The organism is Bacteroides sedimenti, from assembly GCF_040365225.1.
In the GTDB taxonomy this organism is placed as follows: Bacteria; Bacteroidota; Bacteroidia; order Bacteroidales; family Bacteroidaceae; genus Bacteroides; species Bacteroides sedimenti.
This window is the reverse complement of sequence record NZ_AP028055.1, coordinates 1,497,280-1,510,290: the sequence shown is the minus strand read 5'-3', so window position 1 is coordinate 1,510,290 and position 13,011 is coordinate 1,497,280. Positions and strand designations below refer to the sequence as shown.

Sequence of the window (13,011 nt, the reverse complement as noted above, 5' to 3'; positions counted from 1 at the left end):
ATATTCTCCCTCTTCTTATATATTACATGCAGATAGTGCTTATTCTTATTCACCATCAGGACGTAAGCCACCTCCATTGCCAGGCCCAAACCCACCGTCATTTCTTGGTCCGTCAGGTCTCCCTTGCATTTGTCTTCTATTTTCCTGTTTTTGCCTCATTTCAACGTAAGCCTTGTATTGCTCTGCGGTCAGAATTTTCTTAATCATTTCATCACGTGAGGTTCTCAGTTTCTCCATAGCTGCTCTTCTCTCTTCTCTTGGCAGATTCTGATCGCGAAGGGATTGCATCTGAGTTCTTATGTCTGCATCACCTTTTTTAAGATCAGCCACCTGTTGGTCGGTCAGTTTAAGCTCTTTGATCATTTTTTCACCGGGAAATACCTGAGCTTTCCTTGGTTGATCCTGAGCATGTAATGATACACATACACTTGTCAGCAGAAAAGCCAGCATTAAATAGAATTTTGTTTTCATATACTTCAAATTTTAAATTAAACAATAGAACTGATTATAACTTCGGCTATAGATATACCGTTTTGACATAAAAATAAGTTCATGGTTTAATTGTTTTCAGATTAATTTTTAGCGAGTGCTGATAGATTTTACTTTTTCGTAACTCTTTATAGAAGAGCTATTGCCATAGCAGGAGGTTGATCTATTTTTTAACCGTTCCCTTTTTTTCTACCTTGTTCTGATTTTCAGTACCGGCGGCTTTTTCTTGTTTTGGAGCTGATTCTTTTACCTCTTTAAGTTGGCGTGCATTAAACCTGTGTTGCATTTGCATTCTTTGTTGCATATGCGCTCTTTTGCCGACCATTTTCTGCAGTCTGTCAACTTCCAGTTCAAGAAATTTAATATACTGTTCGGTTGTCAGGCTCTTTTTGAACATTTCTCTTCTTGAATCCTTGATTTTTTCGAGTGATTCCTTCATTTCTTTTCTGGAGTTCTCTCTTTGATCGCGAATAGCCTTCATCTGAACCGTAATATCCGAATCGGCTTTTTTGAGGTCAGCAACCTGTTTGTCGGACAGATTTAGCTCTTTTATCATTCTTTCGCCAGGAAATGTACGCTCTTTTTTCTGTTGATTTTGAGCTTGTAGTGAAGTGCATACTCCCATCATGATGATGGTCAATACCATAAATAACTTTGTTTTCATTTTTACGTCTTTTTTAGTTATACAAAAGAAATATAGTCCTGATCAAAACTTATATTCTTTTGACGTAAAAAAGTGCTCAAGGTTTAATCACAAGTCTATCATATGCAAAATACATGTTTTCCGGAAGATTTTTTTCGACTTCAGCATGTAATCCCATGTGATGACTCATATGTATAAACCAGGTTTGCTTTGCGCCGATGCGGCGGGCGTTCTCGATGGCCTGTTCCAGGTTTTGATGCGTAATATGTGGTTCTTCTCTTAATGCATTCATAATCAGACAATCCAGCCCCTTCAATTTTTTGTACTCTTCGTCTGGCATAGTGAGCATATCAGTAATGTAGGCCATTTTTCCAATCCGGTATCCAAGAATAGGGAACTTGCCGTGATAGACACGGATCGGGTGTATCTCAACCTCTTTTATACAGAAAGGTTCATCCGATTTGACGTTGGTAATTGAAATTTGTGGTATACCTGGATATTTATGTTCAGCAAAGCAATATGGCAAGCGGGTACGTAATCGGTTAGCTGTGAATTCTTCTGTATAAAGCGGAACTTCTCCGAAACGGCAAAATGGCCGCAGATCGTCAATTCCTCCTACGTGATCATAGTGCTCGTGAGTAATAAGCACACCATCAATGCGTGCGTATTTATAATGAAGCATCTGCTCTCTGAAGTCGGGGCCGCAATCAATTAAAATATTTACCCCTTTGGTTTGAACCAGGGCAGAAGCTCTGAGTCTGTTGTCGTGTGGGTCTGAAGAAGTACAAACCGGACAGGTGCAACCCACTTCTGGAACCCCTGTTGATGTGCCGCTTCCTAAGATAGTAATTTCCATGAGTTTATAAAATAAAAATCACTTCTGGATGTATGTCGATATTAAATGTATTCTTCACCGAAGCTTGTATTTCGCGGGCCAGTGCAACGATCTCGCTGCCGGTGGCACCACCTTTGTTAACGAGAACCAGAGCTTGTTTGCTATGTACTCCGGCGTGTCCCAGGTTTTTTCCTTTCCATCCACACTTGTCAATCATCCATCCTGCAGGAACTTTTACATGATCTTCATCAATTTCGTAATGAGGAATATCAGGGAATTTTTTCTGCAGTTCTAGGAAGTGTGTACGTGGGATAATTGGGTTCATGAAGAAGCTTCCGGCATTTCCTTCAATTTTTGGATCTGGTAATTTGCTATTACGGATAGCAATAATTGCTTCTCGTATTGTTATCAGTGATATTTCTTTATATTTTGCCAGTTCAGACTTAATATTTCCATATTCCAGATTGAAAACAGGGTGCTTACTTAATTTGTAAGTTACATAAGTTATCATGTATTTACCCTTCAGTTCCGATTTGAATATACTTTGTCTATAAGCGTAATTACACTCTTCGTTAGTAAATATCCGTTCTTTTCCGGTTGCAATCTCAATGGCTTCCACCTGAGTAATCAGGTCTTTAGCTTCAACACCGTATGCTCCGATGTTTTGTACAGCACTGGCACCCACTTCTCCGGGAATTAGTGAAAGATTTTCAGCTCCACCCCATTCATGAGATACGCAATGAGCAACAAAATCGTCCCATTCCACTCCGGCTCCAGCTTTAACCAGTACATGGTCACTGTTATTTTCAATGACTTCAATACCTTTAATGCCTGAATGAAGGATGGTACCTTTATAATCGGTCATAAACAGTAGGTTGCTACCGCTTCCAATGTGCAGATAGGAGCTTCCTAATGCTTCTTTGTCTGCCAGAATTTGTTTTAGATCATCGACTGTGGTGTATTCTATAAAGGTGTCAGCTTTAACATCCAGTCCGAAGGTATTATGGGGTAGTAGAGAATATTCTTTTTTTATTGTAATCATTTTGCTTTTTATTTGTAGGCAAATATACAAAAATCAGATTACACCTCATGACATATTTCCCAAAAAATAGGAGAGAGTACTTCGGCGCTATTCTAATTTTGCCAACTCCCGGAGTAATAAGAACAATGAGGCAGTTAGTTGCTCAGGTCTTCAAATTTATAAAATTCCCATTGCTTTCCTTGTCTTTTAAAGTAAAGAGTGTTGGAAAACCCATTTCCCAAACCTTTCATCGTGAGAATTTTTGTATTTGAATTTTCGGAATTGCTTTGTCCGTAATTGATATTAGAAAGTTTTTCTTTAGGTAGCTTTGGTGCAAATGCAAACCACTGATTGATTTCCATGGTTGTTTCCAGAATTGAAAAATCATCATCCGGATCAGTCGTTACAAATATAAGTGGTTCGTGAATACGCGACCGTTGAAATATGCTGTCTGATGCAAACTTATGAAAAAACTCGATAAAGCTTTCGTTTTCATTGTTCTTGATAGGTTCAATATCAATAAGTCCGAGCATCCATGCACCTTTTTCACGTTTAAAATGATATTTCTTTACTTTATTCGCCTTCATGAAGTACCATTCAAACTGTGCCGACTTAAGTGAAGTATCTGTCATAAGGTCCATGTCCGATTCGTTATCAAAAAGCATGGTATAGTAATCTTGTCTCGTGAATAAAAAGTCTTTTTTCCAGAACCGTCTTTCTATTCTGTTAACAGTGTTTCCGTTTTTAAAAAGGAGTGGGAAGTGAATTCTTTCTTGCTGCATATCAGGATCGGTAGCAAAACTATAGATAAAATCATCAAAAGTTTCGTCGGCTTTTACCGGTCTGGGAGTGTAAGTGGTTGAATCTTCGGCTGTCGTGTCGGCTTTCTCTGTTACTGAATCTACCATACTAGTCAGTGACTTGAAAGGATCCATCTTTGATTTTTTACCATTGCACGAAGCTAGTAAAAGGAGGGCAACAACGCCTAAAATAATCTTTTTCATTTTATTCTGCAATACTTGCGAATCTGATAATAAAAACATCCAAATTTTCAACGTGCAAAGGTATATCTTTTTATTGTAAACAGAGTATTATCTTCTAAATATTTTTAGACTTTATTTTATTTTTGAAATAAAATGATAGCCGAACCCCGTTTTTGATTAGGTTTCGGCTATAACTTGTCTATCTTGTTTTGTCAGAATGGCAGATCATCTTTCGCATCAGTGGCGGTAAACTCTACCGGAGCGGATTGTTGAAAAGGTGCTGCGTTCATCTCTGCTCCACTATTGCGGTCAACTTTCCAGGCACGGATGTCGTTAAACCATTTACCATTCCATTCACGGCAGTCGATGTCAAACGATACAGTCACTTCTTCTCCCATTTGTACGGCGAATTGGTCAATTCTGTCCCCCCACAGGTTAAAACACATTTTTTTTGGATATTGATCGTGCGTTTCAATTACATAATCCTGTTTTTTCCATTCGGTTCCGTTTCTTCCCGTTCCGCTTTGCAGAGGAAGAACTGCAATTATTTTTCCACTTATTTCCATAATCTTGTTTTATAATTCGGGTTGCGAAAATAGTGTTTTATCCGTTACAATGCTAATGTTTCACTTTATTTTCTTTATTCTTTTATTTGGTGAGAGAATCTTTTTATTTATCTTTGTCATTTATAATAGTATAATAATTTAAACTGATATAAGTATGAAATTCATCGTTTCAAGTACGGCTCTGTTTAGTCATTTGCAGGCAATTAGCCGCGTAATAAACTCTAAAAACACGTTGTCTATTTTAGATTGTTTTCTGTTTGAGTTGAAGGACGGAAAACTATCTGTAACAGTGTCTGATAGTGAAACAACAATGGTTACTTCGCTGGATGTAAATGAAAGTGACGCAGACGGCAGGTTTGCGGTTGGTGCCAAGACAATTCTTGATGCGTTGAAAGAAATTCCTGAACAGCCTCTGAGCTTTGACGTGAATACAGTTTCGTATGAGATTTCTGTGCAGTATCAGAACGGGAAATATAGCGTGGTTGGACAGAATGCAGACGAGTATCCTACTTCACCTTCACTTGGTGACAATGCCGTTCGTCTGGAAATGAATGCCGATATTCTGCTTGCAGGCATCAACCGAGCTCTTTTTGCTACAGCCGATGATGAGCTCCGTCCGGTAATGAATGGCGTTTATTTCGATATCACAACTGAAGATATTACGATTGTAGCATCCGATGGACATAAACTGTCTCGTTGCAAAACCATGGCAGCTAAAGGAAGTGAAAGAGCTGCCTTTATCCTGCCCAAAAAACCGGCAGGACTCCTAAAGAACCTTCTACCAAAAGAGTCAGGTAGCGTTAATATTGAATTTGATGACAGAAACGCTGTGTTCAATATGGAAAACTATCGTATGGTATGTCGTTTGATTGAAGGTCGATTCCCGAATTATAATTCTGTGATCCCTCAGAATAATCCGAATAAGATTACTGTTGACCGCCTTCAACTAATCAGTGCGCTGAAGCGTGTTTCTGTCTTCTCTTCACAAGCCAGCAGTCTTATTAAACTCCGTATGCAGGAAAACCTGTTGGTTATCTCTGCACAAGATATCGACTTCTCAACCTCTGCCGAGGAATCACTGGTGTGTCAGTATCAGGGTTCACCAATGAGCATCGGATTTAAGTCAACCTTTCTGATCGATATTTTAAACAATATAGCATCTTCGGATGTAATAATTGAATTGGCCGACCCATCACGCGCAGGAGTTATTGTTCCGCTGGAACAGGAAGAAGACGAGGACCTGCTGATGTTGCTGATGCCAATGATGTTAAATGACTAATAATATAAAATGAACTTGAATTTAAAAAACCCGATTGTTTTCTTTGATCTTGAAACAACCGGAACAAATATCAACTCAGATAGAATAGTAGAAATCTGTTATTTAAAAATATATCCGAATGGCAACGAAGAGTCCAAAACTCTTCGTATCAATCCGGAGATGCATATTCCCGAAGAGTCATCAAATGTGCATGGCATTTATGACGAAGATGTGGTAAACTGTCCCACATTTAAAGAGGTGGCAAAGAATATTGCCCGCGATTTTGAAGGAGCCGACCTGGCCGGATTTAATTCCAACCGTTTTGATATCCCGGTTTTGGCAGAGGAGTTCCTTCGGGCTGGAGTAGATATCGATATGACCAAGCGTAAGTTTATTGACGTACAGGTGATATTCCACAAGATGGAGCAACGTACGCTTTCCGCAGCATACAAATTCTATTGCGATAAAGATTTGAACGATGCCCATTCAGCCGAAGCTGATACACGCGCAACATACGAAGTGCTGAAGGCACAGCTCGAACGCTATCCTGATGATTTAAGAAATGACATGGCTTTCCTTGCCGACTTTTCTTCATACAGCCGAAACGTGGATTTTGCAGGAAGAGTGGTTTATGATGATAATGACGTGGAGGTTTTTAATTTCGGAAAATATAAAGGTGTACCGGTATCCGAAGTCTTTAAGAAAGATCCGGGTTATTACTCCTGGATGCTGAATAGTGATTTTACATTGAATACTAAAGCGGTTCTCACTAAAATAAAACTTCGTGAGTTTAACGGTAAGTAGACTTTAATAAATCAGGTGTTATGTTAAAAGGGAAAAAAATTGTTCTGGGAATAACAGGAAGTATTGCAGCCTATAAGGCATGTTATATTATCCGCGGACTGATAAAGAGGGGAGCTGAGGTACAGGTGGTCATAACCCCTGCCGGCAAGGAGTTTATCACTCCTATCACTCTGTCTGCGTTGACCAGTAAACCGGTGATCAGTGAATTCTTTTCGGGAAGAGATGGAACATGGAACAGTCATGTGGACCTCGGGCTTTGGGCCGATGCCATGCTGATTGCTCCGGCAACGGCTTCAACCATCGGAAAGATGGCCAACGGAATTGCCGACAACATGCTTATCACAACCTATCTCTCGGCCAAAGCTCCAGTATTTGTTGCTCCGGCTATGGACTTGGATATGTTTGCTCATCCTTCTACTCAGAAGAATCTGGATATCCTCCGTTCGTACGGGAATCACATCATTGAACCGGGAGAAGGAGAACTGGCCAGTCATCTGGTAGGAAAAGGACGCATGGAAGAGCCCGAAGCGATAATCAAAGTGCTCGAAGAGTTCTTCGCCAGTGAGCAGGACCTTTCAAAAAAAAAAGTACTGATAACAGCGGGACCAACTTATGAAAAGATAGACCCGGTGCGCTTCATCGGTAACTATTCTTCCGGCAAGATGGGTTTTGCTCTCGCAGAAGAATGCGCCGAAAGAGGAGCCGAGGTTACTTTGATAGCCGGACCGGTACAGATGAAAACGGTTCATCCTAACATAAAACGTATTGACGTAGAATCTGCACAGGAGATGTACGAGGCTTCTATAGCCAACTACCCATCCGCTGATGCCGGAATCTTGTGTGCCGCCGTGGCCGACTTCACCCCTCAGGTAGTGGCCGACAGTAAAATCAAGCGGAAAGGCGATGAGATGACAGTTGTATTAAAACCCACCCAGGACATTGCCGCCTCGTTAGGGAAGATTAAGCGCAACGACCAGCTGCTTGCAGGATTTGCTCTTGAAACCAACGATGAATTGCAGAATGCACAGAGTAAGATGGAACGGAAGAATTTCGACTTCATCGTTCTCAATTCGCTTCAGGACCAAGGGGCAGGTTTCCGCCACGATACGAACAAGATAATCATCATCGATAAGAACGGAAAGACGGAGTTCCCGCTGAAAAGCAAACGGGAGGTGGCGTCGGACATCATCGACCGGATGGTTTCATTGATGAAATAATAAGAGGAAATGAACAAAAAGGTCATTCATAAATCATTTCGCAGACTCCTTTTCGGCTGTTGCCTGCTTTTAACCCCACTGACGGTTAAGGCACAGGAGCTGAACTGTAAGGTGAGTATCAATTTCTCCCAGGTTCAGGGGACCAATACACAGGTTTTCAAAACACTGGAGACAGCACTCACGGAATTTATCAATGACCGGAAATGGACCTCTGCACAGTACAGCATTTCCGAACGGATATCATGTAGTATGAATATTACAGTGAAGCAGCACTCGGATGATGGAACATTCAAGTGCGAGCTGATTGTGCAGTCCAACCGCCCTGTGTTCGATTCCAACTACAACACCACGCTATTCAACTTCAAGGATGTGAACTTCAATTTTACCTATCTGGAGTTTGATCCGCTGGAGCTTCGCGATAACCAAATTGATAATAACCTGACTGCCGTAATAGCCTATTATGCTTATCTGATAATCGGTCTCGACATGGACTCTATGGCTCCAATGGGCGGGACAGATGTTTTGCATGTGGCCGAAAGTATCGTTAATGCTGCACAGACTCTCGGTGAACCCGGGTGGAAAGCTTTCGAGGATACCCGCAACCGTCATGCAATCATCACAGATTATCTTAGTGAGCAGATGAAACCTTTCCGTCAGATGATGTATGATTACCATCGCACCGGATTGGATGAAATGGCTCAGAATGCAGACCGGGGAAGAGCGAAAATAACCTCCGCTCTGGAAGAACTGAAGAAGGCGAAAGACAACAAACCGATGTCTCTCTTGCCTCAGCTGTTTACCGAGATAAAGAAAGATGAGCTGGTTAACGTTTACTCAAAAGGAACACAAAGCGAAAAGGAACAGGTCTATAACATGCTGGTAGATATCAATCCGGCTCAGTCGAATGCATGGGATAAAATAAAGTCTTCTAAATAATTATGTTGCAATCTATATCAATTCAAAACTATGCGCTGATTGACACGCTCGACATCAATTTTGATAAAGGTTTTTCTGTTATTACCGGCGAAACGGGTGCGGGAAAATCAATTATCCTGGGTGCCATCGGTTTGCTGCTTGGACAGAGAGCAGATGTGAAAGCCATTAAACGGGGAGCATCAAAATGTGTGATTGAAGCACATTTCAATATCGCCCCGTACCGGATGGAGACTTTTTTTGAAGAGAATGAACTGGAGTATGACCCGCAAGAATGCATCCTCCGCAGAGAAGTGCAGGCATCGGGCAAGTCAAGGGCGTTTATCAACGACTCTCCTGCATCGCTCGCATTGATGAAGGAGTTGGGCGAACAGCTCATAGATGTGCACTCGCAGCATCAGAACCTGTTACTCAATAAAGAAGATTTTCAGCTGAATGTGCTCGATGCACTGGCTCATGATGAGGAAGAGCTTTCCGTCTATAAGGAGGCTTATCAGGCTTACCGGAAGATAGCATCAGAACTAGAAAGGCTTACCGAGCTTGAAGAACAGAGTCGTTCGGACGAAGATTATATCCGTTTCCAGCTCGATCAGTTTGACGAAGCCAGGCTGACGGAAGGAGAGGACATCGAACTGGAAAAGGAGGCAGAACTCCTAAGCCATGCCGGCGAAATCAAAGAAGGACTCTACAGCGCCGAACAGATTCTAATGGAGGACGAAGGAGGACTGCTCACCAACATGAAGCGCCTATCCGGTATTCTGCGTCCGCTCAAAGAGAGATACAACACAGCCGGCGACCTGAGTGACAGAATAGAGGAACTCTCCATCGAACTGAAGGAGATTGCCCGAGATTTGTCCAGGGAACAGGAGAGTGTGGATGTTGACCCGGCAAGGCTCGATTTCGTGAACGAAAGGCTCAACCTGATCTATACTCTCGAAAAGAAACACCATGTAAACAGCCTCGAAGAGTTACTTCGTGTTCAGGAAGATTTCCGTTCACGCCTAGATGCCATCAACTCCTACGGTGAGCAGATTGAGGTGCTTCAGAAACAGAAAGAGGAGCTTCTGGAAAAACTCCGCAAAGCCATGACAAAACTTACGGAAAAGCGTATGCAGGCAGCCCGACTGGTGGAGGTAGAAATGATGAACCGGCTTATTCCGCTGGGAATGCCCAACGTCTGTTTCCAAGTGGAGATTACCCCCAAAGCAACATTCGACATCAGCGGAGGCGATAGTGTGGCCTTCCTATTCTCGGCAAACAAGAATGGAACGTTGCAAAACATCTCATCCGTAGCATCTGGAGGTGAAATTGCCCGCGTCATGCTTTCCATAAAAGCAATGATTGCCGGTGCCACCGAACTGCCAACAATCATCTTTGATGAGATCGACACCGGAGTTTCGGGAGAGATTGCAGATAAGATGGCCGAAATAATGAAAGAAATGGGTATGTACATGCAGGTAATCAGCATCACCCACCTGCCGCAGATTGCAGCAAAAGGGAAAGTACATTATAAAGTATATAAACAAGATAACGAAACATCGACCAGCAGTAATATCCGCCAACTGAAAGAGGAGGAGAGGATTAAGGAAATAGCCCACATGCTGAGTGGGGCTACTCTGACAGATGCTGCGATGAATAATGCAAAAGAACTATTAAAACAGCATGGAAAAAAATGAAATGATATTTGGCGTTCGCGCCGTGATTGAGGCCATTGAGGCGGGTAAGGAGATTGATAAGATTCTGGTGAAGAAAGATATCCAGAGCGATCTTTCAAAAGAACTTTTCGCAGCCTTAAAAGGAACCAATATATTTGTTCAACGGGTGCCGGTAGAGAGAATCAACCGCATCACAACGAAAAATCACCAGGGAGTCTTGGCTTTCCTGTCTGCAGTGACCTACTACAAAGTGGAAGATTTGGTGCCAACTCTTTTCGAAGAGGGAAAGGTTCCCTTCTTTGTTATGCTCGACGGAGTGACCGATGTACGTAACTTCGGAGCTATTGCCCGTACCTGTGAGTGTGCAGGGGTGGATGCTATCATTATCCCTTCGCGCAACAGCGTAAGTGTTAACGCCGATGCAATGAAGACATCTGCCGGAGCGCTTCACACACTGCCGGTATGCAAGGAGCAGAGCATTACTTCGGCCATAAAATACCTCAAGGATAGCGGCTTCAAAATTGTGGCGGCTACTGAGAAGGGAGATTACGATTATACCCAGGCAAACTATAAGGACCCTCTCTGCATAATCATGGGTGCAGAAGATACAGGTGTTTCCTATGATCACCTTGCCTTGTGCGATGAATGGATAAAAATTCCGTTGTTTGGCAAAATAGAATCATTGAACGTTTCGGTTGCCGCGGGGGTACTTATCTACGAAGCGGTGAAGCAACGAGGCTTTGAGAAAGAATAAAACTAATATATAACCTGTATCATGAGAAAGAAAATACTATTTATGGTCCTCTGCCTGCTCTCACAGTGGACCATGGCACAAAAAGATGCACCAAAGTGGGTTGACAAGTCAAAAAAAGCTGTCTTCTCCGTGGTGACATACGATGAAAACGACAAACTATTGAATACCGGAAACGGTTTTTTTGTTTCGGAAGATGGAGTGGCACTGTCCGATTATACGCTGTTCGTTGGGGCGGCACGGGCTGTGGTGATTAACTTTGAGGGAAAGCAGCTGCCTGTGCAGACTATTCTGGGAGCAAACAGTATGTACGATGTAATTAAGTTCCGGGTAGACCTGGGCAAGAAAAGCACTCCGGCCCTGAAGCTGGCAGCTGTTGTGCCTGCCAAGGATGCCGAAGCCGTAATGCTTCCTTATTCCACTAAGAAAGAACGTGCCTGCACCATTGGGAAGGTGGAAGAGGTTTCCAACCTGGCCGGTCCGCACAAATACTTCAAGCTTGCCATGTCTATGAAAGATAAGCTGGTGAGCTGTCCGATACTGAACAGCGAAGGCGAGGTGTTTGGCCTGGTGCAGAAAGCTGCATCTAAGGATACCACTCATTGTTATGCAATCAGTGCACCTTATGCAAACGAACTTGTCATCAGTGCATTCGATTTTAATAGCTCTGAGCTGAACAAGATCGGCATCAAGAAAGCACTACCTAACAACGAAGATCAGGCAATGGTTGCTCTTTTTATGGCATCTTCGCAACTTTCAGTCGACAAGTATTCTTCTTTGCTAAACGACTTTATCACGCAGTTTCCGAATAATGCCGATGGATATATCCGCCGTGCCAATTTTATTTTCTCCAACTATTCCGATGCCCAACACTTTGCTCAAGCAGAAGACGATCTGAACAAGGCTCTGAAAGTATCCGGAAAGAAGGATGATGTGTACTATAACCGTTCACGAATGATGTACTTAAGCGCTATCCAGAACAAGGGAGAGGCTTTCAAATCATGGACTCTGGAAACGTCACTGGAGGATATCAATAAAGCAATCGAGATTAATCCGCTGCCTCTTTATACACAACATCAGGGAGATGTGTACTTTGCCATGACGAAATTCGACAAGGCTTTTGAATGTTTCGATAAGGTGAACCACACCAATCTGGCTTCGCCCGAAACCTTCTTTAGCGCAGCAAGAGCAAAAGAACTGATGAAAGGAGATTACAAAGAGGTAATAGTGTTGCTCGATAGTGCTGTGTCACGCTATGCGGCTCCATATCCGCAAGCTGCTGCTCCTTATATCTCCGAACGTGCCATTGTAAAAAGCGATAATGGATTGTACAAAGAGGCTGTGGCCGATTTCGACATTTACCATCAGATTATAGGCAGCGGCGTAAATGCAAACTTCTTCTATCTTCGTGAACAGGCCAACTACAAGTCCAGAAACTACAAACGGGCGTTGGAAGACATTATGAAGGCTGTTGAGATGGAGCCCAGCAATAAGGAATATCTGGCCGAATATGGTGCGGTGAACCTGCGTATTGCACGTTATGATGAGGCTATTAAGAATCTGAAAGATGCGTTGGCAATCGACCCTAAGTTTGCAGCTTGCTATCGCTTGATTGGATTCTGTCAGTTGCAGCAGGGTAAAAAGACTGATGCTTGTGAAAACTTCAACAAAGCAAAGGAACTGGGTGATGAGCTGGTGATTCCGATGATTGAAAAAAACTGCAAGTAAAACAAGGTTTTAACTCTATAGAAAAAAGGATTGCCGTCACGGCAATCCTTTTTTTGTCTGCAGGCAGATGTTGCCTGGTTTATTAACCCAATCCCAGTAAAAATCAATCTAACAATTTAACTCTCGAT

The 13,011-nt window shown here is 42.5% G+C and carries 13 protein-coding genes; 7 read left to right on the top strand and 6 right to left on the bottom strand.

Features of this window, described 5'->3' with window-relative positions:
* Positions 1-45 precede the first annotated feature (45 nt).
* The 6 genes from ABWU87_RS06135 to ABWU87_RS06110 all read right to left on the bottom strand — a co-directional run bounded on the left by ABWU87_RS06135 (position 46) and on the right by ABWU87_RS06110 (position 4,537).
* Positions 46-471, bottom strand: coding sequence for a hypothetical protein (locus ABWU87_RS06135; RefSeq protein ID WP_353334107.1), 426 nt, complete (start codon positions 469-471; stop codon positions 46-48).
* Positions 472-652: 181 nt separating this feature from the next.
* Positions 653-1,153 carry a hypothetical protein gene (locus ABWU87_RS06130; RefSeq protein WP_353334106.1) on the bottom strand — a complete coding sequence of 167 codons (501 nt, stop codon included), beginning with the start codon at positions 1,151-1,153 and terminating at the stop codon, positions 653-655.
* 76 nt (positions 1,154-1,229) lie between these two features.
* Positions 1,230-1,988 carry an MBL fold metallo-hydrolase gene (locus ABWU87_RS06125; RefSeq protein WP_353334105.1) on the bottom strand — a complete coding sequence of 253 codons (759 nt, stop codon included), beginning with the start codon at positions 1,986-1,988 and terminating at the stop codon, positions 1,230-1,232.
* Between the two features lie 4 nt (positions 1,989-1,992).
* Positions 1,993-3,009: a UDP-N-acetylmuramate dehydrogenase gene (gene murB, locus ABWU87_RS06120; protein ID WP_434533910.1), complete on the bottom strand. Its 1,017-nt coding sequence runs from the start codon at positions 3,007-3,009 to the stop codon at positions 1,993-1,995.
* A 134-nt stretch (positions 3,010-3,143) separates the two neighbouring features.
* Positions 3,144-3,992, bottom strand: a complete 849-nt coding sequence (locus ABWU87_RS06115; RefSeq protein ID WP_353334104.1) for a DUF4348 domain-containing protein — start codon at positions 3,990-3,992, stop codon at positions 3,144-3,146.
* 191 nt (positions 3,993-4,183) lie between these two features.
* Positions 4,184-4,537 carry a DUF3127 domain-containing protein gene (locus ABWU87_RS06110; protein WP_353334103.1) on the bottom strand — a complete coding sequence of 118 codons (354 nt, stop codon included), beginning with the start codon at positions 4,535-4,537 and terminating at the stop codon, positions 4,184-4,186.
* Between the two features lie 154 nt (positions 4,538-4,691).
* On the opposite strand from ABWU87_RS06110, the gene dnaN reads away from it, so the two are divergent.
* Genes dnaN through ABWU87_RS06075 form a run of 7 tightly spaced genes read left to right on the top strand, consistent with a single transcriptional unit; the run spans position 4,692 to position 12,883 of the window.
* On the top strand, positions 4,692-5,816 hold the full coding sequence (gene dnaN, locus ABWU87_RS06105) for a DNA polymerase III subunit beta (RefSeq protein ID WP_353334102.1): 1,125 nt from the start codon (positions 4,692-4,694) through the stop codon (positions 5,814-5,816).
* A 9-nt stretch (positions 5,817-5,825) separates the two neighbouring features.
* The gene (locus tag ABWU87_RS06100; RefSeq protein ID WP_353334101.1) at positions 5,826-6,599 is read left to right on the top strand and encodes an exonuclease domain-containing protein; all 774 of its coding nucleotides are present in this window, start codon (positions 5,826-5,828) and stop codon (positions 6,597-6,599) included.
* A gap of 20 nt (positions 6,600-6,619) precedes the next feature.
* Complete coding sequence (coaBC, locus tag ABWU87_RS06095) at positions 6,620-7,816, top strand: bifunctional phosphopantothenoylcysteine decarboxylase/phosphopantothenate--cysteine ligase CoaBC (protein ID WP_353334100.1); 1,197 nt, start codon at positions 6,620-6,622, stop codon at positions 7,814-7,816.
* A gap of 9 nt (positions 7,817-7,825) precedes the next feature.
* Positions 7,826-8,752 (top strand): DUF4835 family protein, encoded by a 927-nt coding sequence (locus tag ABWU87_RS06090; protein WP_353334099.1) that lies wholly within the window; start codon positions 7,826-7,828, stop codon positions 8,750-8,752.
* A gap of 2 nt (positions 8,753-8,754) precedes the next feature.
* A complete protein-coding gene (gene recN / locus ABWU87_RS06085) occupies positions 8,755-10,425 on the top strand; it encodes a DNA repair protein RecN (RefSeq protein ID WP_353334098.1) in 1,671 nt (556 codons plus the stop codon).
* Positions 10,412-11,158, top strand: coding sequence for a 23S rRNA (guanosine(2251)-2'-O)-methyltransferase RlmB (gene rlmB, locus ABWU87_RS06080; RefSeq protein ID WP_353334097.1), 747 nt, complete (start codon positions 10,412-10,414; stop codon positions 11,156-11,158). The genes recN and rlmB overlap by 14 nt, the downstream gene beginning before the upstream one ends.
* A 21-nt stretch (positions 11,159-11,179) precedes the next feature.
* The gene (locus tag ABWU87_RS06075) at positions 11,180-12,883 is read left to right on the top strand and encodes a tetratricopeptide repeat protein (RefSeq protein WP_353334096.1); all 1,704 of its coding nucleotides are present in this window, start codon (positions 11,180-11,182) and stop codon (positions 12,881-12,883) included.
* Positions 12,884-13,011: the final 128 nt, after the last annotated feature.

Coding starts and splice junctions, on each gene's coding strand:
- recN (WP_353334098.1), top strand. CDS start 8,755: ATGTTGCAATCTATATCAATTCAAAACTATGCGCTGATTGACACGCTC.
- ABWU87_RS06125 (WP_353334105.1), bottom strand. CDS start 1,988: ATGGAAATTACTATCTTAGGAAGCGGCACATCAACAGGGGTTCCAGAA.
- rlmB (WP_353334097.1), top strand. CDS start 10,412: ATGGAAAAAAATGAAATGATATTTGGCGTTCGCGCCGTGATTGAGGCC.
- coaBC (WP_353334100.1), top strand. CDS start 6,620: ATGTTAAAAGGGAAAAAAATTGTTCTGGGAATAACAGGAAGTATTGCA.
- ABWU87_RS06115 (WP_353334104.1), bottom strand. CDS start 3,992: ATGAAAAAGATTATTTTAGGCGTTGTTGCCCTCCTTTTACTAGCTTCG.
- ABWU87_RS06075 (WP_353334096.1), top strand. CDS start 11,180: ATGAGAAAGAAAATACTATTTATGGTCCTCTGCCTGCTCTCACAGTGG.
- ABWU87_RS06100 (WP_353334101.1), top strand. CDS start 5,826: ATGAACTTGAATTTAAAAAACCCGATTGTTTTCTTTGATCTTGAAACA.
- ABWU87_RS06090 (WP_353334099.1), top strand. CDS start 7,826: ATGAACAAAAAGGTCATTCATAAATCATTTCGCAGACTCCTTTTCGGC.
- ABWU87_RS06130 (WP_353334106.1), bottom strand. CDS start 1,153: ATGAAAACAAAGTTATTTATGGTATTGACCATCATCATGATGGGAGTA.
- dnaN (WP_353334102.1), top strand. CDS start 4,692: ATGAAATTCATCGTTTCAAGTACGGCTCTGTTTAGTCATTTGCAGGCA.
- ABWU87_RS06135 (WP_353334107.1), bottom strand. CDS start 471: ATGAAAACAAAATTCTATTTAATGCTGGCTTTTCTGCTGACAAGTGTA.
- murB (WP_434533910.1), bottom strand. CDS start 3,009: ATGATTACAATAAAAAAAGAATATTCTCTACTACCCCATAATACCTTC.
- ABWU87_RS06110 (WP_353334103.1), bottom strand. CDS start 4,537: ATGGAAATAAGTGGAAAAATAATTGCAGTTCTTCCTCTGCAAAGCGGA.